Here is a 26,959-nt window from a genome sequence, read left to right as displayed (position 1 = left end):
AGGGTCGATGTGAACGGGGTTACAGAACCGGCCGACGTATGCTCGACAGCCATGACGGCACCGGAGACCCGCAACGAGCGCAAGGAACGGACGCGGCGCGCACTGCTCGACGCGGCGCTGCGACAGGCGTCCGAGCGGGGATTCGCCGGGTTGAGCCTGCGGGAGATCGCCAAGCAGGCCGGTGTCGTGCCGACGGCGTTCTACCGTCATTTCGAGTCGATGGACGAACTGGGCGTCACGCTCGTCGAGGAGTCGATGCGCACGCTGCGGACGATGATCCGCGGAGCACGCAACGCGCCCGGTGGTTCGGCCGACCTCATCCGCGCATCGGTGCGAACTCTTTCGGAGCACGTGCGTTCACACGAGGAGCACTACTGGTTCCTGGTGCGGGAGCGCTACGGCGGCACCGGCGCGGTGCGCCAGACCATCGGCGTGGAGCTGAAACTCCTCGCGGGCGAACTGGCGGTGGACCTCGCACGCTTCGACGGCCTGCGCGACTGGTCGACCGACGACCTGCGCATGCTGGCCGACCTCATCGTGTCCGCGATGCTGGCGACCGTGCTCGACCTGCTGGAAGCACGCCCCGGCTCGGAGGCCGAGATCACGGCCGAAGCCGAGCGGAAACTCCGCCTGATCTTTCTCGGCGTGCCGCACTGGCGCAGCAGCTGAGAGCACCGCGCTGATGCACGCGAGAAGCCCCCAAGGGCACTTTGGTTGCATTGAGTGCAACCAAAGTGCCCTTGGGGGCGCCGGTCAGGAGAAGCGGCGCAGCCGCAGGCTGTTCGTCACCACGAACACCGAGCTCAGTGCCATGGCGGCACCGGCGAGCATCGGATTGAGCAACCCGGCCGCCGCGAGCGGCAACGCGGCGACGTTGTAGCCGAACGCCCAGAACAGATTCCCCTGAATGGTCCGCAGGGTCCGGCGCGACAACCGGATGGCGTCGGCGGCCGCGGTCAGGTCGCCGCGCACGAGCGTCAGGTCGCCCGCCTCGATCGCGACGTCCGTGCCCGTTCCCATCGCCAGGCCGAGGTCGGCGCAGGCCAGTGCCGCGGCGTCGTTCACGCCGTCGCCGACCATGGCGACCACCCGGCCCTCGGACTGCAGCCGCTCCACGACGGCGACCTTGTCCTCGGGCAACACCTCGGCGATCACGTCCGCCGGCTCGATGCCCACCTGCGTGGCGACAGCCCGCGCGACGGCGTCGTTGTCACCGGTCAGCAGTACCGGGCGCAAACCCAGCGACCGCATCCGCCGCACCGCTTCGGCCGACGTCGCCTTGACCTCATCACTGACGACGAGCACGGCACGTGCCTCGCCGTCCCAGCCCGCGATCACCGCGGTGCTGCCGTTGCGTTCCGCGGCTTCCTTCGCGGCCACGAGTTCGTCCGGCAGCGTCAGGCTCCATTCCCTGGCCAGCGCCTCCCTGCCGACGACGACGGCGTGACCGTCGACGACACCGTGCACCCCGAGGCCGTTCGTCGTGGCGAAGTCGCCGGCCTCCGGCACGTCGCCGAGTTCCCGTTCCGCCGCATCCGCGATCGCCCGGGCAATGGGGTGCTGTGAGGCGTTCTCGACGGCACCGGCGAGTCGCAACGCCTCGACGCGGTCGGTGCCCTCGGCGACGTGCACCGCGCCGAGTGTCATCGTGCCGGTGGTGATGGTGCCCGTCTTGTCGAGCACGACGGTGTCCACCCGGCGCGTGGACTCCAGTACCTCGGGCCCCTTGATGAGGATCCCCAGCTGTGCGCCCCGGCCCGTACCGACGAGCAACGCCGTCGGCGTGGCCAGGCCCAACGCGCACGGGCAGGCGATGATCAGCACGGCGACGGCCGCGGTGAACGCCGCCTCGACGGCACCACCGGTGGCCAGCCAGCCGATCAGCGTGCCCACTGCCAGCACGATGACGATCGGCACGAACACCCCGGAGATGCGATCGGCGAGCCGCTGCACCTCCGCCTTACCCGCCTGGGCGTCCTCGACGAGCTTGGCCATCTGCGCCAGCCGCGTGTCCCCGCCGACGCGAGTCGCCTCGACCACGAGCCTGCCGCCCTGGTTGACGGTCGCCCCGACGACGGTGTCGCCCTCGGTGACCTCGACCGGCACCGACTCGCCAGTGAGCATGCTGGCATCGACCGCGGACACGCCGTCGACGACGACGCCGTCGGTCGCGATCTTCTCCCCCGGCCGCACGACGAACCGGTCGCCGACGCCGAGGTGGTCGACGGGGATGCGCTCCTCGCGACCGTCACGCAGGACGCCGACGTCCTTGACTCCCAGGTCCAGCAACGCCCGCAGCGCGGCACCGGCGCGGCGCTTCGCACGCGCCTCGAAGTACCGGCCTGCCAGCAGGAACATCGTGACGCCTGCCGCGACCTCGAGGTAGATGTTGGTGCTGCCGTCGCCGCGTTGGATCGTGAACTCGAAGGCGTGCGTCATACCGGGCATGCCCGCACCGCCGAAGAACAGTGCGTACAGCGACCACGCGAACGCAGCCGACACCCCCATCGACACCAGCGTGTCCATCGTCGCTGCGCCGTGCCGCAGGTTGACCAGCGCACTGCGGTGAAACGGCCACGCCGCCCACACCACGACCGGGGCCGCCAGTGCGAGCGAGGCCCACTGCCAGTTGTCGAACTGCAGCGGCGGCACCATCGCCAGCACGATCACCGGTACCGACAGCAGGATCGCGCCGATGAGGCGCTGCCGCAGCGATTCCGCCTCACGGTCCACGGGTTCGGCCGAGGCCGACCCGCCAGGCGCTCCCGTGGTGTCGGGCGTCTCCCTGACGGGTAGCACCGCTCCGTAGCCGGCGGCTTCGACCGTCTCGACCAGCCGGTCCGGCGATACCCCTTCGGGGTAGGACACGCGCGCCTTCTCGGTCGCGTAGTTCACCGACGCCGCGACACCGTCCAGCTTGCCCAGCTTGCGTTCGATGCGGTTCGCACACGAGGCACACGTCATGCCACTGATCGCGAGCTCGATCTCGTGCTCCGCCGCCGGGTCCTGCCCGGCGGCCTCGACGCCCTCCGATGCCCGAGATCCGGCCGTCATCACCGCCTCCTTCACGGATCATCCATTGCCGACGTGCAGCCTCACGCAGCCAGCGTGTACCCGGCTTCCTCGACCGCCGACCGCACCGCCTCGTCGGCCACCTCGGCGTCACTGCTCACGGTGACGGCTCCGGTGTCGAGGTCGACGTTCACGGCACGCACGCCATCGACCTCGCCGACCTCCTCGGTCACCGACGCCACGCAGTGCTGGCAGGTCATTCCGGTCACGGTGTAGGTCTTCTCGAACATCACGATCGCCTTCTCTTCAGAATCACCAATGGTTTGCCGGTCACGAGCGCACGAGGCGGGCAATCGCCTCGCTGGCCTCGCGAACCTTCTCGTCGGCCGTCTCGCCGCCTTCGGCGACGGCCTCCGCGACACAGTGCTTCAGGTGCTCGTCCAGCAGGCCCAGCGAGAGCGACTGGAGCGCCTTCGTAGCGGCCGAGACCTGCGTGAGGATGTCGATGCAGTACTCGTCGTCTTCGATCATCCGCTGCAACCCACGGATCTGCCCTTCGATCCGGCGTAGCCGCTTGAGATAGGCGTCCTTGTCGCCGCTGTAACCCCGCATGACATGCCTCCTTCGTTGTCGACACCATCATCATATACCCCCTACCCCTATAAGGCTAAGGTGGTCCCCCGGACTCGCGAGAAATCGCCTTGAGCGAACAAGGCTCAACTTTAGGAACAAGGACTGCCGCAACTCCGTTGGACGAGATGGCAGGCCCGAGCCGCGGGCCTCGAGCCCGAGAAGGGATGAACGAGATGGCATTCCCGGTACTGCACACCCGCACGGCGCGCCCGCTGCGCACGTCGACCCCGACCTGGAGCCCGCTGCGCGAGCTCGACGAACTGCAGCGCCTGCTCGCCGGCGCCGCGAACGACAGGACACCGGCCTGGTCGCCGGCCGCCGACGTCCGCGAGACGGACGAGGCCTACACGGTCGAGATCGAACTGCCGGGAGTCAAGCGCGAGGACATCGCCGTCGACCTCACCGAAGGGACCCTGGCGGTCAGCGGCGAGATCGCCGAGCGGGAAGGGCACTTCCGCCGACGCACCCGCCGCACCGGCCAGTTCCGGTACGCCGTCACCCTCCCCGAGGGCGTCGATCCCGACCAGGTGAGCGCGGAGCTCGCCGAGGGAGTGCTGACCGTGCAGGTGCCGAAGCGCCCCGAGGACGCGACGCGCCGCATCGAGATCAAGTAACGACGAGTTCGGCCGGGCCGGAATCCGGAATGCCGGGTTCCGGCCCGGCCGCGTCGCCATTTCTGTGCCGTGACTCACATCGAATGTGGCATGTGTCCTCAATGGACTTTCGTGCTGGACCGTGCCGGTTTGGGAACCATGGCGCCGGGTATCTGCAGAATATGGTGCACATCCCGGAACAGCAGGAAAATGACAATGCGAACATGGCCGAACTCGCAGAGTCGGCACGGGCCGTCGGTATCTTCGCCACGGCCCACATGAGCAAAGCGGAACTGATCGAAGCGATCAGGCAACAGCGTGAAACGAACGCAGTCCTACGTGCCGACCCGCAACGCACCGACGAACCGGACGCCGACCGTCGGCCGTCCGCCACGAAACCGTCCGATCAGCCGCGGTCCGACCGGCAGCGCACCGGAAGGCGACGCGCCGGTGACCGCACCGATCAGCGCGCGGCAGCGCGGCGGCTGGCCGGCGGCATCACTGGGTGACGAGCGACCGGCTGGCGAGTTCGGCGGTGTGGAGTTCACGACCCAACTGAGCCGCCATGCGCTGCGCACGCGCCAGCGCGGCAGCCGCTTCGAACGTCGACTGTGCCAGCTCGCCGTAGGCCGTGTCCTCACCGACGTTGCCCGACCAGAGCTGCTGCTCGAGCCACGTGCCCGATTCGGGCAGGAACCGGGCGAGGTTCTCGGCGAGCTGCCGCAGCGAACTCAGCACTTCGTGCAGCTCCGCCTCGTGATCGGCCCGCGGGTGAGAGCCGCGGCGGGCGGCCCACTGCTGCAGGGTGCGCGTCGCGTCTTCAGCACGGGCGGCCAGCACGCCGGGGTCGGCCGGGGCGCCCACGTTCGTCTGGTCGGCGTTGCCGGATGCGGTCATGGCGGTTCCCTACGGTCATGGCACAAAGCGCGGTGAAAACACGGGCATGAGAAACTCGGGGCCGGAAATATCTCCGGAGAATCCGAGCTCGCATCCACGTTAACGTCGGGTAGCCGGTGTTTCTGCCACGATGTGGCGAAGCTCAAGTTTTGCCGAGCTATCGTCGGCAAACCCGATTCCGGCGCGACTCGCCGACGAACGAAGATCGAATTCCGCTGAAACCGGATGACTCCCTCGGATTCGGATCAGCTCGGACCCGTGTCGTCCGGTCCGCCGCGGGCGAGTCGAGCGAGAACCTCGAGCGCTCCCGTGAGCACGGATTCGGGCGGTGCCGCCAACGCGAGCCGGACCGCGGACGGCGCATGTCCCTCGTCGACCGTGAACGACGCCGCCGGGCTGACCGCGATGCCGTGACGGGCCGCCGCGGCGACGAAGGTGTCCGCCCGCCACGGCTCGGGAAGCTCCCACCAGCAGTGATAGGCACGAGCATCGGCGCGGATCGCGAATCCGTCCAGTCGAGCACGCATCAGTTCCTGCCGCCAGGCCGCGTCCGCACGTTTTCCCCCGACGAGTTCGTCGAGCGTGCCGTCGACAATCCACCGCGTGGCCGCATCGAGGGCGAATCCGCTCGCGGCCCATCCCCCGCATCGCAACGCCCGCGCGACCTCGCCCCACAACTTCGGTGGCACGGCGACGAAGCCGAGGGTCAGCCCGGGGGCGATCCGTTTCGACAGGCTGTCCACGACGATCGTGTATTCCGGTATGTGGTCGGCCAACCGCGGTTCGTCACAGAGGAATGCGTTCACGCGGTCCTCGATCACCGGAACCCCGCGGTCGCGGACCACCTCGGCGAATGCCGTCCTCCGCTCCGCAGACATCGTCGATCCGAGCGGATTCTGCAACGCCGGCTGGACATACACGGCGTCGACCGCCGCCCGCTCGAGCGCATCGGGGCGAATGCCGTCCTCGTCGAGTTCGAGCGGTACGAGTGTGACGCCGCGATTCCTGGCGATCCCGCGGACGACCGGGTACGTCAGCGCCTCCACCCCGAGCCTGCCGCCCGCGGGCACGACGGCCGCGATGGCGGCGCCGATCGCCTGCCGACCGTTGCCGGCGAGCAGCACCTGGTCCGGGTCGACCTCTCCGAGCAAGCGGGCCACGGCCCGCCGCGCCTCGGCGGTACCGCCGACGGGGACCGGCGCCGACGCCGCGTCGAACGCATCCGGCCGGAGCGCGGCTGACAGGCTGCGGGTCAACATTTCCGACTGCCCCGGCAGCGACGGGAAGTTCAGTTCGAGATCCACTCCTGCCCGCGCCGGTTCCCCACCGGGCGGGTCGACGGGCGGTGCGGCGGCCCGGACGAACGTGCCCCTGCCGACCTCTCCGACGACGAGGCCGCGCCGCGTCAGCTCTGTGTACACGCGAGCGGCCGTCGACGTGGCGATGCGGCGGTCGCGCGCGAAGCGACGCTGCGGGGGCAGCTGCTCCCCCACACGCAACCGGCCCGCCGCGATGTCCGCGGCGACCCCGTCCGCGATGGCCCGATAGTCCTCGTCACTGGAACCGACCATGCTCGAACGATGAAGGAGAATTGCACCGATGTCAATGATTTTATTGCACCGATCAGAGCGGACTTCTAATGTCTCAACCATGACGGCGACGAGACCGACAGCGACCCCTGGCACCCGGATGGCCAACGACGACGCAGGACACGGACCCGCCGTCGTGCTGGTCCACGGACACCCGTTCGACCGGTCGATGTGGTGGCCGCAACGGGAACGACTGACCACGGCGGGATGGCGTGTCATCACCCCGGACCTGCGTGGATACGGCGAAACCCCGAGCAGCGACACGTGCACCCCGCTCGAGGTGTTCGCCGGGGACCTCCTCGCCCTGCTGGACGAACTCGACGTCGAACACTTCATCCTCGGCGGCCTTTCGATGGGCGGGCAGATCACCCTCGCGACCCATCGATTGCTCCGAGAAAGATCGGAGCAATATCGCATCAGGCGAATGCTGATCGCCGCGTCATCCCCGCACCCGGAGGACGCCGCAGGCGTCCGAGCTCGTCATGCCACGGCCGACCGGCTACTGACCGAGGGTATGGAACGGTTCGCCGAGGACATGCTGCCGCGGATGCTGGCCCCCGCCAGTATCCGGAGGCTGCCCGCCACCGCCCGGCACGTCCGCCGCATGATGGCCGCCGCGCCGCCGAACGGTGCCGCAGCCGCACTCCGCGGCCGCGCGATGCGGCCCGACTACCGAACCGAACTCGCCGAGGTCACGGTCCCGACGCTCGTCGTCGTGGGCCGGCACGACACCCTCACCCCGGTTCCGATCGCCCGGGACACGGCAGCCGCCCTGCCCCGGGGCCGGCTCGCCGTCCTCGACGGCACGGCACATCTGCCGAACCTGGAGCACGAGGTCGCCTTCAACGACACGGTGCAGCACTTCCTCGGCGAGACGATCGACGGCTGAGTTTCACGCCGGAACGGCGCGCGCCGGACGATACGGGCCGGGGTGTGCCGCGAACCACGACGCACCCCGCACCACGGCCTCCTTGTACGACGCGGCCACCCGCCCGCCGAGGATCATCCGAAGTGGACTGTCATCGCCGTCGACGGCCTGGATCACGCCGTCCCGCCTGCCGAGGCTGATGCACTGGTTGACATACCGGAAGCGCAGCCCGGCGGGCTTGCGCCCGGCCAACCGGTCGGCGATCGCCGTGCCCGCGGCCGCACTCATCGGCAACGCCGTCGCACAGGCCATGCGGAAGTCACGCCCGTTCGGCAGCTCCGGCACGGCCGCGTCGCCGACCGCGTAGACGTCCGGATGGGACACCGAGCGCATCGTCCCGTCGACACGGATCCGCCCCGTCCCTTCGACCGCCAGTCCGGATCCGGCAGCCAACGACGGCACCGCGAAACCCGTACACGCCAGCGTGAGACCCGCGCCGACCACCCGGCCGTCGGTCAGCTGCACCGCACCGTCCCGAACATCGGCGACCGAGCCGCTGACGACCTCGATCCCGAGCCTGCCGAACACCCGCCGCAGATGCCGCTGCGCCCGGTGCGACAACCACGACCCCGGATCCACATCGGACACCACCCGCACCCGCACGGCCGGATGCCGCTCGGCGAGTTCGGTCGCCGCCTCGATACCCGTCAGCCCACCTCCCACGACGGCCACCGGACCGGGTTCGGCCGCAAGTGCGCCGATCCGATCACGCGCCCGCCACGCGTCGTCCACCGTCGCCAGCGCGACGGCGTCGTCCGGTGCGGGCGCCGCCTGACTGCCGAGCGCATAGACGAGCGTGTCGTACGGCAGCCGCTGCGCGCCGGACGAGGCCCCACGCTCCAGTACGACTTCCCTCCGGTCGAGATCGATGCCACCGGCCCTGGCCACGACGACGGTGACGCCGGGCCGTACCCGCTCACGCAACGGCCGCAGGACGATCGACTCCCCCGCCGCGACCTGATGCAGTCGCACCCGCTCGACGAACGTGGCACGTTCGTTCACCAGCGTCACCTCGGCACCGTCGAGCCTGCGGGCGATCCGGTTCGCCGCCGTCACACCCGCGTAGCCACCACCGAGGATCACGATCCGATGAGCCATGAGGAACTCCTTCCGAACCCGAGCACGTCACCTCATGAACCGCACAGCGGCGCGAGAACTGACAACGGGCCGGAGTGTCACGCGTCACAACTCCGGATCACGGCACGACGAGCCGGGCGAGCTTGTCCGGGTTGGCGACGAGATAGATGTCCGCGATCGCCCCGTCGACGATATGCAGCGACACGGCCAGCACGGTCACGCCGTCGATCGAGGCCACCACGCCCGGCGTCCCGTTGATGTCCGGCAGGTCGACCACGAGGCCGGGGATGTCCCTACTCATCCACGCCAGGTAGCGGGTCACCCGGTCGGCACCCGAGACCGGGCGGCGGGCGGCCGTGGTCTTGCCGCCACCGTCGGCCCACGCGACGACGTCCTCGACGAACAGGCTGCGCAGCGCCTCCTGGTCGCCTCCGCGGGCTGCGGACAGGAAGCGTTCGGTGATCCGCCGGCACTCCTCGGCCGACGTGGTGAACCTGGCCCTGCCGTCGGCCACGTGCCCGCGGGCCCTGCGGTACAGCTGTTGGCTGGAGACCTCGGTGATGTCGAGCACGGCCGCGATCTCCGCGTGCGAGTGGCCGAACGCCTCCCTCAGCACGAACACCGCTCGCTGCGGTGGCGTCAGCCGTTCGAGGACCACGAGCATCGCCATCGACACCGACTCACGTTCGGCGAGCGTCGTCAGCGGTTCTTCGGTGACGACGGGTTCCGGCAGCCAGGGCCCGACGTACTCCTCACGCCGGGCCCTGGCCGACGTCAGCCGGTTCAGGCACACATTGGTCAGCACCCGCGTCAACCACGCGACCGGTTCGCGCACGTCCCCGTGCTCGGCTCCCGACCAGCGGACGTACGTGTCCTGCACGGCGTCCTCGGCGTCGGCGACGGTGCCCAGCATGCGATAGGCGATGGCCGACAGCCGGCCACGCGCCTCCTCGAAGGTGCGAACGTGTTCGTCGGCGATGGACACGCCCCCACCGTAGCCACGCGGTCAGCCGACCACCCGGTCACACTCCGGCGTGCTCGACCACGTCGAACCGCAACCCGCCTTCGGACGCGACGTCGATCCGCACCGTGGCACCCTCGCCGATCTCCCCGCCGAGCAGCATCCGGGACAACACGTTGTCCACCTCGCGCTGGATCGTGCGCCGCAGCGGCCGCGCGCCGTACTCGGGCTGGTAACCGGTCTCGGCGAGCCAGCGCACCGCCTCGTCGCTGACGTCCACCTCGACTTCCTGGGCACGTGCCTTGCGCCGCGTCTCCTCCAACAGCAGCGACGTCACCTGTTCCAGCTGCTTGGAGGTGAGCTTGCGGAACACGATGATCTCGTCGATGCGGTTGAGGAACTCCGGCCGGAAGTTGTCCCGCAACCTGCGCATCAGCCGGTCCCGCAGTGGTTCGTCCCCGTCGTCGCCGCTGGATGCGGTGAAGCCGAGCGCACCCTGCGTCCCGCTCAGCACGAGTTCCGACCCGATGTTGCTCGTCATGATCAGCACCGTGTTGGTGAAGTTCACGGTCCGACCGCGGCCGTCGGTGAGCCTGCCGTCGTCGAGAACCTGCAGCAGGACGTTGAACACCTCCGGGTGCGCCTTCTCGATCTCGTCGAGCAGCACCACCGAGTACGGCGTCCGCCGAACGGCCTCGGTGAGCTGGCCCGCCTCCTCGTAGCCGACGTAACCGGGTGGGGCGCCGAGCAATCGGGAGACGGTGTGCCGTTCGCCGTACTCGGACATGTCGAGCCGGATCATGCGGCCGTCGTCACCGAACAGCGCCTCGGCGAGCGCCCGGGCCAGCTCGGTCTTGCCGACCCCGGTCGGGCCGAGGAACAGGAAACTGCCGGAGGGCCGGTCGGGCTCGGCGAGGCCCGCGCGGGTGCGGCGCACGGCCTCCGAGATCGCCTCGACGGCCTCGTCCTGGCCGACGACCCGCCTGTGGAGGTGTTCCTCCAGCTTGAGCAGTCGTTCGCGCTCCTCCTGGGTCAACTGTGCGACGGGAATGCCGGTGAGCCGCGAAACGACCTCCGCGATGTCGGTCTGCCCGACCTCCGTCTCCCCTGCCGGCCGGTCCTGGCTGCGAGTCTGCTCGATCCGTTCCCGGAGTTCGTTGATCTCGTCCCGCAGCGCCGAGGCCCGCTCGTAGTGTTCCTCGCTGACGGCCTGGTCGCGGTCGCGGGACAGTTGGTCGAGGCGGTCTTGCAACTCGGTCAGGCCTTCCGGCCGCTGCGCCGACCGCATACGCACCCGCGCCCCGGCCTGATCGATGAGATCGATCGCCTTGTCGGGCAGATGCCGGTCGGTGATGTAGCGGTCGGACATGGTGACCGCGGCGTTCAGGGCCTCGTCGGTGAACCGCACCTGATGATGCGCCTCGTACTGGTCGCGCAGCCCGTGCAGGATCTTGAGCGCGTCCGCCACGCTCGGCTCCGGCACGAGGATCGGCTGGAACCGACGTTCGAACGCGGGGTCGGTCTCGACGTTGGTGCGGTACTCGTCGAGCGTCGTCGCGCCGACGATGTGCAGCTCACCGCGGGCGAGCGCCGGCTTGAGCATGTTGCCCGCACCCATCGAGCCCTCCGACGACCCTGCCCCCACGACCATGTGCAGCTCGTCGATGAACACGATCAGCTCGTCGCGGTGTTCACGGATCTCGTCCAGCAGCGCCGTCATCCGTTCCTCGAAATCCCCGCGGTACCGGGTGCCCGCGACCATCGCCGTGAGGTCGAGCTGGATCACCCTGCGGTCGCCGAGGATGTCCGGCACCTGCCGGTCGGAGATGCGCTGCGCGAGTCCCTCAACGATCGCCGTCTTGCCCACGCCCGCTTCACCGATCAGCACCGGATTGTTCTTCGTCCGGCGGGACAGCACCTCGATGGTCTGCTCGATCTCCGTGTCCCTGCCGACCACCGGATCGAGCTCACCACCGGAAGCCAACGCGGTGAGGTCGCGGCCGTACTGCTCCAGCGTCGGTGTGTTGCTCGTCCCGCCGCCGCCTCGCGACGTCCCGGAGCCCCCGCCACGTGCCGCGGCCTGCCCTGACTGGGGCGCACCGGCTGCGCCGCCGGCTTCCGGGCCGGCCAAGCCGCGGCGGATCGTCTCAGGGGTCACACCGCCGTCACCGAGCATCCGTCCAGCCGGGGAGTCCTGGTGCGCCACGAGCGCCAGCAGGACGTGCTCCGGGCCGATGTAGCTCGAGCGCAGCTGCCGGGAGATCTGGTGAGCGTCCATCAGAATGCGCTTGGCCCCCGGGGTGAGCACCGGCGCCGACGACGGGCCGCCGGTGGAACCCTCGGACTGTTCGCCGATCCGCGTGGCTAGCGCGTCCGGATCCCCGCCCGCGCGCTGGATCAGCTCGCGACTGCCCGGCACCTGCGTCGCGCCCCAGAGCAGGTGCAGCGAGTCGAGTTCGGCGCGTCCCTGTGCGGCGACCTGCTGCACCGACGCCGACAACAGTGCCAGCGCCTGCTCGCTCATCAGCCGCGTGATGCCCAGCGGGGCCTGTCGTCCCGGCATCCCACCGCGGCTGGAACCGCCGAAGAACTGTGCCAGCAGCTGGTCGAACGGACTGGGGCCGGGGTCGCCGAAGAAGCCGGACATGGACAGCCTCCTCCTTACCGATGGCGGGATCTGCCGCGCACGTGACTACCCACTGAGCCGAGGTGTCAACCAGCCTGCCGTGTTGCGGATCCTGGGGGCCGTGTTGCGCTTTCCGGAGTTCGTGTTGTCACCTACGGGGTCGCGTGTCCGCCACGTGGGTAGACCACGGATTCCCGGTGCGCGTGGAAGACCACGCGCGTCGGCGTGCTGCGGAGGTTCTCCCGGTGCCAGTCGAACCGCCACTGCGGCACGGCGTCTCCACCCACGGAATTTCCACCCACGATCCGCGCGGTGCCGGGTCATGGTGCGTGCTGCGAGCCCGCAGGTCTGCAACACGGGCCCCGGAAAACGCAACACGGGCTCCGGAATCGACAACACGGTGGTCAGACACCAGTTAGGCGGTCGCGGTCCTGCGGAACTCGCTGGGGTTGACACCTCGGACGCGTTTGAAGGCCGCACTGAAGCCGAACGGGTCGGAATAACCCACGGCGCGGGCGACGTCGGCGACGGTCGCCGAGCTCCGCTCGACCAGCATCTCCGCGGCGAGGGTCATCCGCCAGCGCGTGAGGTACGTCAGCGGAGGTTCGCCCATCAACTCGCCGAATCGTTTGGCCAAGGTCGACCGTGACACGCGGGCGCGATCGGCCAACACGGCGACGGTCCACGGCGCCGCAGGCTCGGCGTGCATCCGTCGCAGCGCATCGCCGACGACGGGGTCGTGCTGCGCCGCCCACCACGCCGGGGGCCGGCCACCCGGCCGGTCGAACCACTCGCGCAACGTGCAGACCAACATCCAGTCCAGTAACCGATCGAGGACCACTTGCTGACCCGGCCGGTCGATCGCGACCTCCTCGGCGAGATGGTCCAGCACGCCGTCACCGGTTCCGCCGCCGTCCACACGCAACACACCGGGCAGCGCCTCCACCAGTCTGCGGCTGATCTCGCCGCGCACGGGATAGGCACCGACGATCAACGTCACGTCGGCGTCACCGCTGTCGTGCCAGCCGCGGCGATGCCGCGTGCCTCCCTGGCCGGGGACCGCGCAGTGCTGCCCGCACGAGACGGGTGCGGCCCGCGTGCCGACCTCGTCGACGAAGCTGAACGGCTCCGGACCACGGACGACGACCGTCTCGCGATCTCGCAGTGGGACCGGCTCACCGTGCTCCGGCACGATCCAGCCCGCGCCGCCGAGCACGGCGCACAGCGTCAACGGCGCACCGTCGGCGAAGTGCAACGACCACGGCGGCGTCAGCACCGAGCTGCCGAACAGCGACCCGTGCGCACGCACCCCGCGGATCAGGTCGTCGAACACGTCCACCGTGCCGAGCATAACCGTGCCGAGACGAATACACAGGCGACTCGGTGTCCTACCTATGGGATCGTCCGATCGACTCGGATTGACTGGTCGACATGACTACCGAGACCGCTGTGTCGACTCCGTTGCTGACCGCCGCCGACCTGGCGTTCCTCCGTCGGCCGCTGCACGGCTTCCTGTCCGTGGCGGCGGGACCGCTTCCGCCGCAACCGCGCCCCGTGTGGTTCGAGGCCACCGAGGCGGGCACCATCCAGCTGTTCACCTATCCGGACGCGCCCAAGGTACGGCGGCTGCGCCGGGACCCACGCGCCTCGATCGTCGTCGCCGCACCGGTGGGTGAACAGGAGCAGTGGATATCGGTCGCCGGTCGCGTCACGATCGAGTCCGAGGGTGCGCACGAACTGCTGGACCGTCTCGCGGCTCGGTACTGGGACCTGGACGACCCCGGGCACGCCGCCGACCTGGCCACCATGCGGTCGGAGAACTGGGCGCGCATCGTCATCCGGCCAGAGTCCGTCCGGCGTGCCACGGGCTGACGGGCCTGAAAGGCGCTGACCTGGCCCCGCGGCACCGCCCCGGCAAGTTGGGTCTCGTGTCGGCGCGTCGACGAGGAACGGCAGCCGTACGACGGGTGGGAGCGACACGAACCCCGCATGCGCAACACGCGCGGGAACGCCGTCACGCGGCAGCATGTCGGTGAGGAGTGGGGACCGGGTCACGGACGCAGAACACGCGGCGTTGAGCGCAGAACACGCGGCCGAGGTCGGGGTCGCCCACCTCGGCCGCGTGTCGATTCGGCGCCTTCGCGCGTGTCTGCCGACAGCCCCGGACGGTCACATGTTGATCATGTGCCCCGCGAGGCCGTGGACCGCCTCCTTGATTCCCTCGCCGAGCGTCGGGTGGGCGTGCACGTTGCGGGCGACCTCGTGCACGGTGAGGTCCCACTGCTGGGCGAGCGTCAGCTCCGGCAGCAGCTCCGTGACCTCGGGGCCGATCAGGTGGGCACCGAGGAACTCGCCGTACGCCGAGTCGGCGATGACCTTGACGAACCCGACCGGCTCGGCGAGGCCGTGCGCCTTGCCGTTGGCGGTGAACGGGAACTTCTGCACCTGCACGTCGTGGCCCGCGTCGCGTGCCTCCTGCTCGGTGAGCCCGAACGAGGCGACCTGCGGCTGGCAGTACGTCGCGCGGGGGATCATGCGGAAGTCGAGTTCCATCGTCTCGGCGTCGGCGATGGTCTCCGCGGCGATCATTGCCATCGACTCGGCGGCGTGCGCGAGCATCAGCTTCGCCGTCACGTCGCCGATCGCGAAGATGTGCCCCGCGCTGGTGCGGCCGCGGCCGTCGACGTCGATCGCGCCCCGCTCGGTGAGCCGCACGCCGGTGTTCTTGAGCCCGTAACCCTCGACGTTCGGTGTGAAGCCCATGGCCTGCAACACCTTGTCGGCCTCGAGGACCTGCTGCTGGCCGCCGGACGAGACGGTGACGCGCACCCCGGTCCCGTTGTCCTCAATGGACTCGACCTTCGTGGACGTCAGCACGTCGACGCCGAGCTTGCGGTAGCGCCTCGCCAGTTCGGCGGACACCTCTTCGTCCTCGGCAGGCACCATGCGGTCGGCGAACTCGACGATGGTGACCTGTACACCGTAGTTGTGCAGCACGTAGGCGAACTCGACGCCGATCGCACCCGCGCCGGCCACAACGATGCTGTTCGGCAGCTCCTCGGCGAGGATCTGCTCCTCGTAGGTGACCACGTTCTGGCTGCGCTGCGTACCGGGCAGCAGTTTCGGGCTGGCGCCGGCGGCGATGATGCAGTGGTCGAACGTGACCGTGTCCGTCTCGCCGTCGCTGCGCCGCACGTCGATCGCGTTCGGGCCGGTGAACGAACCACGACCGTTGAACTGGGTGATGGCATTCTTCTTCATCAGGTAGTGAATGCCCTTGACGCGACCGTCGGCGACCTTGCGGCTGCGCTGGTAGGCCGCGCCGTAGTCGAAGGTGACCTCGCCGGTCGTCTGGATTCCGAAGGTCTTGGCCTCGGACGTGAACAGGTGGGCAAGCTCGGCGTTCCGCAACAGCGCCTTCGACGGGATGCAGCCCACGTTCAGGCACACACCGCCCCAGTAGCGCTCCTCGATGATGGCGGTGTCGTACCCGAGCTGGGCCGCCCGGACCGCGGCGGTGTATCCGCCGGGGCCGGCGCCCAGGACCACAACGTCGAAGTGTTCGCTCATGGCGGCGATTATGCCCCGGACCACACCGAGGGGCCGTCACCCCGGCCACGGGCGTGACGTGGGTCGCTCTGCCGGATCGGCTACCGACCCGGCAGAGCGTCTGTGCAGGTCACGCCGGGTCGAGGACCACGACGGGGATGTCACGGTTGGTCTTGGCCTGGTAGTCGTCGTAGGACGGCCACACCGCGGCCATCAGCGGCCACAACTCGGCCTTCTCCTCGGCACCGGCGGTGCGGGCGACCGCGTCGAACTTCTCGGCACCCACCTGGACCTTCACGTGCGGGTCGGCGTCCAGGTTCTTGTACCAGCCGGGGTTGTCGGGCGCGCCGCCCTTGGACGCGACGACGACGTACGCACCACCGTGCACCTGGTAGATCAGCGCCGACTTGCGCGGCTCGCCGGTCCTCCGCCCGGTGGTGGTGAGGACCAGTGTCGGCACGCCGTTCTGCCACACGTGGCCGACCTCGCCGTCGGTCTCCTCGTACCTCTGAACGTGTTCGTCGCCGAACAGCACGTCGCTCATCGTCGGCCCCTTCGTCACGCGTCGGCTGGCTCTGCTCTCCCGTCAGCCTAGGACGTCGGCGAGCATCGCGCGGTCCACGTTTCCGCCGGAGACCACCACGACGGTGCGCCCCCGGGGCAGCTCACCCGACCGGTGGAGATAGGCGGCCAGCGGGACCGCGCCGGACGGCTCGGCGATCAACCGGCTACGGGTGGCGAGGACCCGCATCGCGTCGCGGATCTCGTCCTCGGTGACGGTCACGATGCCGTCGACGACGGCCTGGAGGTGCGCGAACGTCAACTCCGACGGCTGTGAACGCAGCCCGTCGGCGATCGTCCTGACACGGTCCTCGACCGGCCACTCGACCACCTGCCCTGCGCGCAGACTGTCGGCGGCGTCCGCGGCCAGCTCCGGCTCGACCCCGACGACGGTGGCGTTCGGGCAGAGTGCCTTCACCGCGGTGCCGACACCCGAGGCGAGCCCTCCGCCACTGATGGGGACGAGCACGAGCTCGACGTCAGGCAGGTCGTCGCCGATCTCGAGCCCGGCGGTCCCCTGACCCGCGATGATGTCGGGGTGGTCGAACGGCGGCACCAGCACCGCGCCCAGCTCGTCGACCAGCCGGTAGGCCGCCGACTCGCGCTCGCCGACGGGCACCAGGACGACCTCGGCGCCGTACATCCGCGTGCCCTCGACCTTCACCTGCGGCGTGTTCTCCGGCATCACGATGTGCGCCGCGACGCCGAGCCGCTGCGCCGCACACGCCACCGCCTGGGCGTGGTTTCCGCTCGAGTACGCCACGACGCTCGGCCTCGCTGCGACACCCTGCCCATCGACACCCTGCCCAGCTGCGCCACCCTGCCCGGCGGCACCGCCCTGCGCACCGGCCCGTTCGTCGAGCGCCGCGAGCGCGTTCACGGCACCGCGGAGCTTGAACGCGCCGATCGCCTGCAGGCTCTCGGGTTTCAACCACAGCGGCCGGTCGGTGTCGGCCCAGGGAGCGGGCAGAAGCGGGGTGCGCAGGACCTGGCCGCGAACGCGGTCGGCGGCGGTCCGGATGTCGTCGAGTGAAACGAGCTGCATACCCCGCAGTCTGCCCGCGGCCCGTTACAGCGCCAGCGTCGGGATCTCGACCCTGCGGCCCTCCCGCGCAGACCGGAGTCCCAGCTCGGCGAGCTGGACACCCCGCGCCCCGGCGAGGAAGTCCCACGGGAAGGGCTCGTCACCCGCGACGTGCCGCAGGAACATCTCCCACTGGACCTTGAACCCGTTGTCGAACTCGCCGTTGTCCGGAACCTCCTGCCACTGGCCGCGGAAGTCCTCCGTGGCCGGCAGGTCCGGGTTCCACACGGGTTTCGGCGTCATCGAGCGGTGCTGCACCCGGCAACGGCGCAGCCCGGCAACGGCGCTGCCCTCGGTGCCGTCGACCTGGAACTCGACGAGCTCGTCGCGGAACACGCGCGTCGCCCACGACGAGTTCAGCTGGGCCACGACACCGCCCGCGAGCTCGAAGATGCCGTAGGCCGCGTCGTCGGCCGTGGCCTCGTACGTCCTGCCCTGCTCGTCCACCCGCTTCGGGATGTGTGTCGCCGCAAGCGCTTGCACGGAACGCACCGGCGCGAAGATGTCCTCGAGCACGTAGCGCCAGTGGCAGAACATGTCGACGATGATGCCGCCGCCGTCCTCGGCCCGGTAGTTCCACGACGGGCGCTGGGCCTCCTGCCAGTCACCCTCGAACACCCAGTACCCGAACTCCCCGCGCACGGACAGGATCTCGCCGAAGAACCCGCCGTCGACGAGCCGCTTGAGCTTGCGCAGCCCCGGCAGGAAGAGCTTGTCCTGCACCACGCCGACCTTCACGCCCGCGTCCCTCGCCAACCTGCCGAGTTCGAGCGCGCCCTCGGTGTCCTCGGCGATCGGCTTCTCGGTGTAAATGTGCAGCCCCGCGGCGACGGCCTTGCGCACGCCTTCTGCGCGCCTGCTGGTGACCTGCGCGTCGAAGTAGATCTCGGCGCCGGAACGCAGCGCCTCGTCGAGGTCGGTCGTCCACCGGTCGAGTCCGTGTTCCTTCGCGATGGCGGCGAGCTTCGATTCGCTCCGTCCCACCAGGATCGGCTCCGGCCACAGCAGTGTGCCGTCCGGCAGGGACAGTCCGCCCTGCTGCCTGATCGCCAGGATCGACCGGACGAGGTGCTGGCGGTAGCCCATCCGGCCCGTGACACCGTTCATCACGATCCCGACGGATCGCAGTTCGTTGACCATGACGCCCTTTCTGAGGTTGCCGTGCGCGTCGGGCCGGCGGCGGTCACCGCGGCCGGCTGGAAGTCGACGCCGTTCGGGTTTCTCGGTCTCGGCCCGCTATTCGGCCGCTGCGGCCGCACCGAGGTGATCGCGGATGTGGCGGGTGGCCTTGGCGAACTCGGGTTCGGCCATCGTCGGGCCGTAGTCCCGCTCCACCGGAAGGTTCACGTCGACGACGCCGGCGACCGTTCCCGGCCGAGCGGAGATCATCACGACCTGGTCGGACAGGTACACCGCCTCGGCGATCGAGTGCGTCACCAGCAGGACGGTCGTGCCCGTCTCCTGCCAGATGCGGCGCAGTTCGACGTTCATCTGCTCCCGGGTGAGTGCGTCGAGCGCGCCGAACGGCTCATCCATCAGCAGCACCGGCGGACGGTGCAGCAGCGCCCGGCACAGCGCGACGCGCTGCTGCATGCCGCCGGACAGCTCGTGCGGCAAGGCGTCCTCGAAGCCCGAAAGCCCGGTCATCTCGATCAGCTCGTCGGCGCGGGCCGCCGCCTCCTTGGGCGGCAGTTTCCGCATCTCGGCCTGCAGCAGGATGTTCTTGCGCGCCGAACGCCACTCGAGCAGCGCCGCCTTCTGAAAGACGTAACCGATGTCCTTGCGCGGCCCGTGCACCGGTTCGCCGAACAGCCGCACATCGCCCGTCGACGCCGGCAACAGTCCCGACGCGAGCTTGAGCAATGTGGACTTGCCGCATCCCGACGGCCCGACGATGGAGACGAACTCTCCCGGTTCCACGCGCATCGTCACGTCGGTCAACGCCGTCACGTCACGCTTCTTACTGCGGAACCGCACCGTGACGTCGTCGATTTCGACCGCGTAGCCAGCCATGTGCCTTCCCCACTCCTCGGACCTGTTCTCGGGTGGCGGTTGTCCTCCGGCGATGCGGGGCGGCCGCACCGGGGTGCGCGACCGCCCCGCGTCGCCGTTACTCCTGTGCGACGAGGTCGCGCTCCCAGTACTCACCGGGCTCGCCCGCCTCGTCGATGACGCCGGCGTCGGCGAAGATGCCGATGGTCTTCTCCCAGTCCTCCGGCGTGTTGACGCCGGGACGCTCACCCTCGGTGGCATCGGTGTGGAGCAGTTCGAGCGTCTCGTCGAACTGCTCGGTCAGCACCGGCTTCGACGGCAGTTGCTCGGAGGCGCCTTCCATGGCGTCGACCGCCGCCTCGCGGTCCTGCCCCGCCTGCTCCCACGCCTCGGTGGTCGCGGCAACCATGCGCTGGGCGAGATCGCCGCGGTCGTCGAGCACGTCCTGCGCGGTGAGCAGGCCGTTGCTGTAGAAGTTCAGCCCGTGCTCGGCCCACCGCAGGTACGAGACGTCCTTGCCCGCCTTCTCCTGCATCGTCGGTCCCTGGTCGGTGGCGTAGCCGAGCAGAGCGTCGGTCTGGTCCTGCATGACCGCGGCCATCTTCCCCGCAGCATCGGTGTTCTGCACCTGAACGTCCTGTTCGGACAGTCCGTTGGCTTCGAGGAACAGCGGGAACACGTTCGTCAGGGCGTCGCCCGCCGTGCTCGCGACCGTCTTGCCCTTGAGGTCGTCCGGCGACGAGATGCCCTCCTCCGAGAAGAACTGCACGGACGAAGGCGTGGTCTGCAGGTAGACACCGATGCTCTTGACGTCGAGGCCCTGTGACACGCCCGCCAGCAGCGCAGGTGTGTCGGCCCAGCCGAAGTCGGTCTGCCCGGCCGCCGTCGCCTGTACGGTCTTCTGCGAACCCTGGCCCGCGCGGATGTCCAGCGAGATTCCGTGTTCCTCGTAGATCCCCTGCTGTTTGCCGTAGTAGAAGGGCGCGTGTTCGCCGTACGGGTACCAGTTCAGGGTGAGGGTGACCTTGTCCAGCTCCTCGCCCTCGGCGTTGGTGACGGTCTCGCCTTCCGATCCGCCGCAACCGGCGGCCAGCAGCAGCGCTGTGGCGGCCGTGCCTGCGGTGAGTGCACGTAGCTTCATTGCTCTCCTTCGACTCACTGGGCTCTCGTGGATACGGGTCAGAGGGTGGTGCTGGCGCCCTCGTCGCGGCGGCTGGCGTGCCAGGGCAGCAGGAGCTGTTCGAGCCATTCCACGATCACGAACAACAGCACGCCGAGCAGCGACATGATCAGCAGACCCGCGAACAGCACCGGGGTGTCGAGATTGCCGTTGGCCTGCAGGATCACGAACCCGAGGCCGGCGTTGGCTCCGACGAACTCACCGACGACGGCGCCGGTGACGGCCATCGTCGCGGCCACCTTCAGGCCCGAGAACAGGTGCGGCAACGACGCCGGGAATCGGATCTTCCAGAACGTCTGCCCCGACTTCGCGCCCATGGTCGAGGACAGCTGCAGCATCTCCGGGTCGACGGACTTCAGGCCCGTGACCATCGAGATGACGACGGGGAAGAACGCCATCAGCACGGCGACCAGGATCTTCGGCCCGAGGCCGAACCCGAGCCACACGACGAACAGCGGCGCGATGGCGATCTTCGGGATGACCTGTGCGAACAGCAGCAACGGGTACAGCGTCTTCTCGAGCGTGGAGGACTGCACCATGGCCACGGCCGCGACCACGCCGACCGCGATGGCGATGACGAATCCCAGGATGGTCTCGTACGTCGTGGTCCAGGTGTGCTCCCAGAAGTACTCCGGGCGTGCCGCGATGGCGTCGAACGTGTCCCCGGGGGAAGGCACCAGGTAGGGCTCGACGAGCTCGGCCGCCGTGACGCCCCACCATGCCACGAACAGCGCTGCGAGCAGCGCGAACGGCCGCCACGAGCGTTCCAGGAAGCCGCCCAGCCGCTGCCCGATCCCGGGGCGGCCGCGCTCGGCGACGCCGGAGGCTTCGCCCGCTCGCTCCCGCTGCCCGGTCCGCGCGGACTGTGTGTGCGTGACCATGACCCTCCGTTCACCGTCGAACGTGTCGCTAACAAGAACCTGATCGAGACCCGGCACACGTTGTGTGAATGCGCTTTCTGAATGCGCTTTCACGCTAGGATGTGGACAGCGTATGCAGACCGGAGAGAGCCGGTCAAGCGTCGGGTGCCGAACCGAGGGGCCTACCCTGGCCGGTGCTCATGAGACGAGCTGGGAGAGTCGCGAATGGACGATCGGCCGCACGTCACGCTCGAAGACGTCGCGCGGGAGGCTCAGGTCTCCCTCGCCACGGCATCGCGCGCACTGAACGGAACCACAAAAGTACGCTCCGACCTGCGAGAACGTGTCCTGGCAGCGGCTAACCAGCTCGCCTACACGCCCAACGCGCATGCGCAGGCGCTCGCGGGCGGAGCACACCGCACGGTCGGTGTCATCTGCCACGACGTCAGCGACCCGTACTTCGCGGGCATCTCGCGCGGGGTCATGCGCGCGGCCGACGAGGCCGGCCTGCTCGTGATGCTGGCCAGCACCTTCCGCGATCCCCAGAAGGAGATCGCCTACATCTCGATGCTTCGCGCCCAGCGGGCCTCGGCGATCCTGCTGGTCGGCTCGGGTTTCGAGGACCGGGAGTGGGAGCGGGCGCTCGCGGCCGAGATCGAGCCGTACCAGCGCGGCGGCGGCCAGGTCGCGGTGGTCAGCAGGCATCGGACGCTGCGCGTCGACAGTGTGCAACCCGAGAACCGGGAGGGCGCCGCGCAACTCGCCCGCACGCTCACGGCACAGGGGCACCGCCGGTTCGCCGTGCTGGCGGGGCCGCGCGCGCTGACCACGGTCGTCGACCGGCTCCGGGGCTTCCGGGAAGGTCTCGCCGAGGCGGGCGTCGAGCTGGCCGAGAGCCACATCGTCGAGGCGTCGTTCACGCGCGACGGCGGGCACGCCGCGATGTCCGAGCTACTGGCACGCGGACTCGACGCCACCTGCGTGTTCGCGGTGACCGACGTGATGGCGATGGGCGCGCTCGCGGCACTGCGGGAGGCGGGCAAGTCGGTTCCCGAGGACGTCTCGCTCGCCGGTTTCGACGACATCCCCGTGGTGCGCGACCTCGCTCCCCCACTGACGACCGTGGCGCTCCCCCTCGAGGAGCTGGGCGAGAAAGTCATGGAGCTGGCCGTGCGTGACAACCGCGGCAAGCGCAGCCGCATTCTCCGCATGCCGGGCACGGTCGTGGTCCGCGAGAGCACCCGCGCCCCGACTGCCCCCTGACCCGCTCCCGACCAGCCCCTGCCCCGGGCCGACACGGCGCCTTGTCGCGTGCGGCGACGGCGTCTAAGGTGTGTGAAAACGCTTTCTACAAGCGCTTTCAGCAGACATCGCAGGGTTGGGCACGTGTCGCGAAGGCCGGGCCGAGCTGCCGTGGCCAGCCGTAGTCACCCACCGGGTGCCCGAGTCCGGAGTCGTCCGCATCGAATCCCTGGCCGACGTCCGGCCACAAAGGAGTGATCATGAGCTCGTTGCTGCTTCCGTCACGCGACCGCACGCTCGAACGGTGGTCCCCGTCCGGAACGCCGGTCCGACCACCGGCCGCGGCACAAGCGACGCCGCCGACCTCGCGCATCGCCTACGCGGCCGCGCACGTGGTGGCCGACGCCTCCTGCCCCGACGACCCGACGCACGTCGTGGAACTCGACTGGGAGACGACGCTCGCCTTCCGCGAGCACCTGTGGTCGTGCGGCCTCGGGGTGGCCGAGGCCATGGACACGGCGCAGCGCGGAATGGGCCTGCACTGGCCGGCCACACAGGAACTCATCCGCCGCACCGGCGCCGCGGCCCGCGCCGGAAACCGGCCGTGGGTCGCGGGCGTCGGCACCGACCAGCTCCCGCCCGGCCCCGCCACGATCGACGACGTCGTCGGGGCGTGGCGGCAGCAGCTCGACCTGGTCGCCGGGGAGGGCGCCGTGCCGGTGGTCATGGCGAGCCGGGCCCTTGCGGCCGCGGCAGCCGGCCCCGAGCTCTATCGCGACGCCTACGGCAAGCTCCTGTCCGCCGCGGACGGCCCCGTGCTGCTGCACTGGCTGGGCGAACCGTTCGACCCGGCCCTGGCCGGCTACTGGGGGCACTCGGACGTGCGCGCGGCCGCCCGCGAGCTCGCCGCGCTCTGCGCGGAGCACGCCTCGACCGTGGCCGGCGTGAAGGTGTCGGTCCTCGATGCCGACGTCGAGCGGGAGTTCCGGCGCGCGCTGCCGGACGGAGTCGCGTGCTACACGGGCGACGACTTCAACTATCCGGAGCTCATCGCTGGTGACGAACAGGGGCACAGCGAAGCACTACTCGGGATCTTCGATCCGATCGCACCGGTCGCCGGCGCTGCGCTCACGGCCCTCGACGACGGCGACCTCACCCGGTTCCACGAGCTGCTGGCACCGACCGTGCCGCTGTCCAGGGAGATCTTCCGGGCACCGACCCCGCACTACAAGGTGGGCGTGGTCTTCCTGGCGTACCTGAACGGCCATCAGGACCATTTCCGCATGGTCGGTGGGCTCGAGTCGGCGCGGTCGATCACGCATCTGTCCGACGTGCTGCGGCTCGCCGATCGCGCCGGACTGCTGACCGACCCCGAGCTGGCCGTCTCCCGGATGCGCTCGCTGCTCGACGCCGCGGGGGTGCGCTGGTGAACCGCCTCAGCCTGAACCAGATCACCACGAAGCGCTGGTCCCTGCCGGAGGCCGTGCGCGGCTGTGCCGATCAGGGAGTCGAGTGGATCGGACTGTGGCGGGACAAGATCGCCGAGGTCGGCGCCGCCGAGACCGCACGGCTGCTCGCCGAGCACGGTGTGCGCGCCTCCTCGGTGTGCCGCGGCGGCTTCTTCACCGGTGTGACGCCCGAGGGCGCCGAGGTCGACGGGGTGGCGGGGACCCGCGAGGCGATCGACGAGACCGCCACCGTCGGTGCGGACACCCTGGTGCTCGTGGTCGGCGGGATCGCGGGCGGCGACCTCGCCGCCTCCCGCCAGCGCGTCGCCGACGCCGTCGGGGAACTCGCCCCGTACGCCGCGCAGCGCGGGGTGCGGCTCGCACTCGAACCGCTTCATCCCATGCAGTGCGCCGAACGGTCCGTGCTGTCGACGCTCGACCAGGCGCTGGAGATCGCCCAGGAGCACCCGTCCGGCGCGGTCGGTGTGATCGTCGACGAGTTCCACGTGTGGTGGGACCCTCGCATCGAGGAGTCGATCGCGAAGGCCGCGGACCGGATCGCCGGCTTCCACGTCTGCGACCAGCAGGTGCCGATCACCGACGGGCTGATGGCACGCTCGCTGCCTGGCACCGGGCCGATCGACCACCGCAGGCTGCGGTCCTGTGTCGAGGCGGCGGGCTACGACGGGCCCATCGAGGTCGAGGTGTTCGACGCCGACCTGTGGCAGCAGCCGGGTGATGAGGTGCTTCGGCAGGTGATCGCGGCCTACGAGGAGCACGTGGCACCGCGGTGAACGAGCGGACCCGCCGCCGACTTCGAGTTAGGTGGAAGTCGGCGCGCGGGTTCGGTTACCGTGGCGGAGTGACCACCAGGCTCGCCGATCATCTCACGATCGGGCAAGTCGCTCAGCGCAGCGGCGTGCCGCACACCGCGTTGCGATTCTACGAGGACCGCGGCCTCATCTCGTCGGAGCGCTCCAGCGGCAACCAGCGACGCTACCCGCGTTCGGTCCTGCGCCGCATCGCCTTCATCCGCGCCGCGCAACGGGTCGGCCTGAGCCTCGACGAGATCGGCTCCGCCCTCGACACGTTGCCCCACGACCACGCGCCGACGAAGGCTGACTGGGCGCGGCTCTCGCGGGACTGGCGCGACGAGCTCGACGCCCGTATCGACGCGTTGCAACGTCTCCGCGACCAGCTCACCGGCTGCGTCGGCTGCGGCTGCCTGTCGCTGAAGGCCTGCGGGCTCCACAACGTCGACGACCGGCTTTCCCAGTTCGGGCCAGGGGCACCGCTGTTGAAGCCCGCCAACGAGGGCGGACTCGAGTAGGCGTCGGCCAGCCCAAGCTGCCCGGCCACGCGGCTGCCCGGCCACGCGGCTGCCCGGCCACTGTCCCGACGACACCCTGCCGCGCAGGCATCGTCGCGCGTGTTCTGCACTCAGCACCGCGTGTTCTGCGCCCGCCCGTCACCCGGCCACCGCCCCCAACGCCGCACTGACGCGCGACTGCATCCTCTCGCGTGTCCTGCACCCGAGCCCTGGTCAGCCCACGGTGTCGGCGACCGCGAGGGGCACTAGCTGCTCCGCGGCGGTGAACGAGCCGTGGTGCCCCGTCAACGAGGTCTCTGCGGGCTCGGCCGTCGCGCTCACGATGCCGTACCGGGCACGGGCCGCGGCGACGACGTCGCCGATCCGCGGGCGCACCCGATCGCCGACGTGTGGCCCGAACCAGCCCTCCTCGACGGCCTGTTCGCGCGATGCGACCCAGGCCCGTTCGCCGAGCAGTTCCCGCCAGGCCGCCAGCACGTCGTCGGCCGCACCGGGCTCGGCGTAGACGTGGCGGGCGCGTACCTCACCGCCCAGCGCACGCACCCCCTCCCGCAGCGCGGGTGTCGCGTCGACGTCGACGGTCTCCCCGATCCGCACCATCCCGTGGTCGGCCACCACCGCCAGAACCGCACCGGAGGGCATTCCCTCGACAACGGATTCGACGAGCCGGTCGACCTGGCGCAGCTGCATGCGCCACGCCGTCGACCCCGGTCCGTACAGGTGGCCGAGCATGTCGAGTTCGCTGTGATAGCCGTAGACGAACGCGCGCTCCGGCCGCAGCGCCTCCGTCACCCGCATCGCGAGATCCCCCAGCGCATGCACGCCGACGTACCGGCCGCCCCGTAGCACCGCCCTGGTCAGCGGTGACCCGTCGAACTGCGCAGCCGACACCACGCTCGTCGCCACGCCCGCCGCTGCGGCGCGCTCGAACGTCGTCGGCAGCGGCTGCACATCCTCCGCGGCGAGCTCGTCCGACAGGTCGCGCCCACCGGGATGCCTGCACCAACGCAGCGCATTCACCACGCCCGTGCCCGGCACCTCGAAGCTGTAGCCGGCCATGCCGTGCTCCCCCGACGGCGAGCCGGTGCCGATGGCGGCCAGCCCCGCCGCCGTCGTCGCCGGGTACCCGACCCGCAGCGGCCTGCGGCACAGCTCCAGCAGCACCGGCGCGCAGTCGGCGTGCTCGTGCAGCAGCTCCCAGCCGAGACCGTCGATGAGCAGGACGCACGACCGTGTCGTTTCGGGCAGTTCCGGCACCGAGCGTGCGAAGCCCGGCACTCCCGCCGCGGCGAGCATCGTCGGCACGACCTGGGACAGGTGCGGGTGATCCATGCCGCCCAGCATCGCCGCGACCCCGTTCCGCGCGCCAGCCGATAACCGGACGCCGGGCGCGGCTT

The 26,959-nt window shown here is 70.0% G+C and carries 28 protein-coding genes; 9 read left to right on the top strand and 19 right to left on the bottom strand.

Translation table 11 applies throughout. The features are described 5' to 3' along the window. Positions 1–51 precede the first annotated feature (51 nt). Positions 52–669, top strand: coding sequence for a TetR family transcriptional regulator (locus FB384_RS15390; RefSeq protein ID WP_183783742.1), 618 nt, complete (start codon positions 52–54; stop codon positions 667–669). A gap of 84 nt (positions 670–753) precedes the next feature. Here the strand turns inward: FB384_RS15390 and FB384_RS15385 are convergent, their stop codons facing one another. From FB384_RS15385 to FB384_RS15375, 3 genes are read right to left on the bottom strand one after another with little or no spacing between them, the layout of a single operon-like run. Then, positions 754–3,054, bottom strand: a complete 2,301-nt coding sequence (locus tag FB384_RS15385) for a heavy metal translocating P-type ATPase (protein ID WP_183783740.1) — start codon at positions 3,052–3,054, stop codon at positions 754–756. A 41-nt stretch (positions 3,055–3,095) separates the two neighbouring features. Then, positions 3,096–3,302, bottom strand: coding sequence for a heavy-metal-associated domain-containing protein (locus FB384_RS15380; protein WP_183783737.1), 207 nt, complete (start codon positions 3,300–3,302; stop codon positions 3,096–3,098). A gap of 40 nt (positions 3,303–3,342) precedes the next feature. Next, complete coding sequence (locus FB384_RS15375; RefSeq protein WP_183783735.1) at positions 3,343–3,624, bottom strand: metal-sensitive transcriptional regulator; 282 nt, start codon at positions 3,622–3,624, stop codon at positions 3,343–3,345. A 194-nt stretch (positions 3,625–3,818) separates the two neighbouring features. Between FB384_RS15375 and FB384_RS15370 the strand changes: the two genes are divergently transcribed. Beyond that, a complete protein-coding gene (locus FB384_RS15370; RefSeq protein WP_183783733.1) occupies positions 3,819–4,259 on the top strand; it encodes an Hsp20/alpha crystallin family protein in 441 nt (146 codons plus the stop codon). A 92-nt stretch (positions 4,260–4,351) separates the two neighbouring features. Then, on the top strand, positions 4,352–4,747 hold the full coding sequence (locus FB384_RS15365) for a hypothetical protein (RefSeq protein WP_183783731.1): 396 nt from the start codon (positions 4,352–4,354) through the stop codon (positions 4,745–4,747). Here FB384_RS15365 and FB384_RS15360 read toward each other — a convergent pair. Together FB384_RS15360 and FB384_RS15355 are read right to left on the bottom strand one after the other, a co-directional pair. Next, positions 4,737–5,135, bottom strand: coding sequence for a hypothetical protein (locus FB384_RS15360; protein ID WP_183783729.1), 399 nt, complete (start codon positions 5,133–5,135; stop codon positions 4,737–4,739). The two genes, FB384_RS15365 and FB384_RS15360, sit on opposite strands and share 11 nt — an antisense overlap. 245 nt (positions 5,136–5,380) lie before the next feature. Then, the gene (locus tag FB384_RS15355; protein ID WP_183783727.1) at positions 5,381–6,706 is read right to left on the bottom strand and encodes an aminotransferase-like domain-containing protein; all 1,326 of its coding nucleotides are present in this window, start codon (positions 6,704–6,706) and stop codon (positions 5,381–5,383) included. 79 nt (positions 6,707–6,785) lie between these two features. Here FB384_RS15355 and FB384_RS15350 point away from each other — a divergent pair, with 79 nt between their 5' ends. After that, entirely contained in the window at positions 6,786–7,613 is an 828-nt protein-coding gene (locus FB384_RS15350; RefSeq protein WP_221212747.1) for an alpha/beta fold hydrolase, read from the top strand. Between the two features lie 3 nt (positions 7,614–7,616). Here FB384_RS15350 and FB384_RS15345 read toward each other — a convergent pair whose 3' ends face one another. From FB384_RS15345 to FB384_RS15330, 5 genes are all read right to left on the bottom strand, one after another. Beyond that, positions 7,617–8,750, bottom strand: a complete 1,134-nt coding sequence (locus FB384_RS15345) for an NAD(P)/FAD-dependent oxidoreductase (protein WP_183783725.1) — start codon at positions 8,748–8,750, stop codon at positions 7,617–7,619. Between the two features lie 97 nt (positions 8,751–8,847). Continuing rightward, positions 8,848–9,714 (bottom strand): RNA polymerase sigma-70 factor, encoded by an 867-nt coding sequence (locus FB384_RS15340; RefSeq protein WP_183783723.1) that lies wholly within the window; start codon positions 9,712–9,714, stop codon positions 8,848–8,850. 37 nt (positions 9,715–9,751) lie between these two features. Then, positions 9,752–12,337, bottom strand: a complete 2,586-nt coding sequence (locus FB384_RS15335; protein ID WP_183783721.1) for an ATP-dependent Clp protease ATP-binding subunit — start codon at positions 12,335–12,337, stop codon at positions 9,752–9,754. A gap of 131 nt (positions 12,338–12,468) precedes the next feature. Further along, on the bottom strand, positions 12,469–12,603 hold the full coding sequence (locus FB384_RS27130; protein ID WP_258936610.1) for a hypothetical protein: 135 nt from the start codon (positions 12,601–12,603) through the stop codon (positions 12,469–12,471). Positions 12,604–12,731: 128 nt separating this feature from the next. Then, on the bottom strand, positions 12,732–13,655 hold the full coding sequence (locus tag FB384_RS15330) for an AraC family transcriptional regulator (protein WP_183783719.1): 924 nt from the start codon (positions 13,653–13,655) through the stop codon (positions 12,732–12,734). Positions 13,656–13,747: 92 nt separating this feature from the next. Here FB384_RS15330 and FB384_RS15325 point away from each other — a divergent pair, with 92 nt between their 5' ends. Then, positions 13,748–14,188, top strand: coding sequence for a pyridoxamine 5'-phosphate oxidase family protein (locus FB384_RS15325; protein WP_183783717.1), 441 nt, complete (start codon positions 13,748–13,750; stop codon positions 14,186–14,188). 297 nt (positions 14,189–14,485) lie between these two features. On the opposite strand, the gene lpdA is transcribed toward FB384_RS15325, so the two are convergent. From lpdA to FB384_RS15290, 7 genes are all read right to left on the bottom strand, one after another. Then, positions 14,486–15,886 (bottom strand): dihydrolipoyl dehydrogenase, encoded by a 1,401-nt coding sequence (lpdA, locus tag FB384_RS15320; protein ID WP_183783715.1) that lies wholly within the window; start codon positions 15,884–15,886, stop codon positions 14,486–14,488. Between the two features lie 109 nt (positions 15,887–15,995). Continuing rightward, the gene (locus tag FB384_RS15315; RefSeq protein ID WP_183785587.1) at positions 15,996–16,400 is read right to left on the bottom strand and encodes a nitroreductase family deazaflavin-dependent oxidoreductase; all 405 of its coding nucleotides are present in this window, start codon (positions 16,398–16,400) and stop codon (positions 15,996–15,998) included. A gap of 51 nt (positions 16,401–16,451) precedes the next feature. Then, entirely contained in the window at positions 16,452–17,471 is a 1,020-nt protein-coding gene (locus FB384_RS15310; RefSeq protein WP_183783713.1) for a threonine ammonia-lyase, read from the bottom strand. A 24-nt stretch (positions 17,472–17,495) separates the two neighbouring features. Continuing rightward, positions 17,496–18,650 (bottom strand): Gfo/Idh/MocA family protein, encoded by a 1,155-nt coding sequence (locus FB384_RS15305; RefSeq protein ID WP_183783711.1) that lies wholly within the window; start codon positions 18,648–18,650, stop codon positions 17,496–17,498. A gap of 96 nt (positions 18,651–18,746) precedes the next feature. Continuing rightward, positions 18,747–19,523, bottom strand: coding sequence for an ABC transporter ATP-binding protein (locus tag FB384_RS15300; protein ID WP_183783709.1), 777 nt, complete (start codon positions 19,521–19,523; stop codon positions 18,747–18,749). 97 nt (positions 19,524–19,620) lie between these two features. Next, positions 19,621–20,643 (bottom strand): ABC transporter substrate-binding protein, encoded by a 1,023-nt coding sequence (locus FB384_RS15295; RefSeq protein WP_183783707.1) that lies wholly within the window; start codon positions 20,641–20,643, stop codon positions 19,621–19,623. A gap of 38 nt (positions 20,644–20,681) precedes the next feature. Continuing rightward, a complete protein-coding gene (locus FB384_RS15290) occupies positions 20,682–21,563 on the bottom strand; it encodes an ABC transporter permease (protein WP_183783705.1) in 882 nt (293 codons plus the stop codon). A 204-nt stretch (positions 21,564–21,767) separates the two neighbouring features. On the opposite strand from FB384_RS15290, the gene FB384_RS15285 reads away from it, so the two are divergent. Then, positions 21,768–22,805, top strand: coding sequence for a LacI family DNA-binding transcriptional regulator (locus FB384_RS15285; RefSeq protein WP_183783703.1), 1,038 nt, complete (start codon positions 21,768–21,770; stop codon positions 22,803–22,805). Between the two features lie 97 nt (positions 22,806–22,902). Here FB384_RS15285 and FB384_RS15280 read toward each other — a convergent pair whose 3' ends face one another. Continuing rightward, positions 22,903–23,046 (bottom strand): hypothetical protein, encoded by a 144-nt coding sequence (locus FB384_RS15280; protein ID WP_183783701.1) that lies wholly within the window; start codon positions 23,044–23,046, stop codon positions 22,903–22,905. Between FB384_RS15280 and FB384_RS15275 the strand changes: the two genes are divergently transcribed. The 3 genes from FB384_RS15275 (at position 23,045) to soxR (ending at position 25,562) form a co-directional block, all read left to right on the top strand. Next, positions 23,045–24,214, top strand: a complete 1,170-nt coding sequence (locus FB384_RS15275) for a dihydrodipicolinate synthase family protein (RefSeq protein ID WP_183783699.1) — start codon at positions 23,045–23,047, stop codon at positions 24,212–24,214. The genes FB384_RS15280 and FB384_RS15275 overlap by 2 nt on opposite strands. After that, positions 24,211–25,026 (top strand): sugar phosphate isomerase/epimerase family protein, encoded by an 816-nt coding sequence (locus FB384_RS15270; protein WP_183783697.1) that lies wholly within the window; start codon positions 24,211–24,213, stop codon positions 25,024–25,026. Before FB384_RS15275 ends, FB384_RS15270 begins: the two co-directional genes overlap by 4 nt. A gap of 68 nt (positions 25,027–25,094) precedes the next feature. Next, the gene (gene soxR, locus FB384_RS15265; protein WP_183783695.1) at positions 25,095–25,562 is read left to right on the top strand and encodes a redox-sensitive transcriptional activator SoxR; all 468 of its coding nucleotides are present in this window, start codon (positions 25,095–25,097) and stop codon (positions 25,560–25,562) included. 213 nt (positions 25,563–25,775) lie between these two features. Here soxR and FB384_RS15260 read toward each other — a convergent pair whose 3' ends face one another. Further along, positions 25,776–26,894, bottom strand: coding sequence for an alkaline phosphatase family protein (locus FB384_RS15260; protein WP_228726032.1), 1,119 nt, complete (start codon positions 26,892–26,894; stop codon positions 25,776–25,778). Positions 26,895–26,959 lie beyond the last annotated feature (65 nt).

It is taken from the genome of Prauserella sediminis, assembly GCF_014195435.1.
Taxonomy (GTDB): Bacteria; Actinomycetota; Actinomycetes; order Mycobacteriales; family Pseudonocardiaceae; genus Prauserella; species Prauserella salsuginis.
The sequence above is the reverse complement of the archived record's forward strand: the minus strand, read 5'-3'. Positions and strand labels throughout refer to the sequence as shown.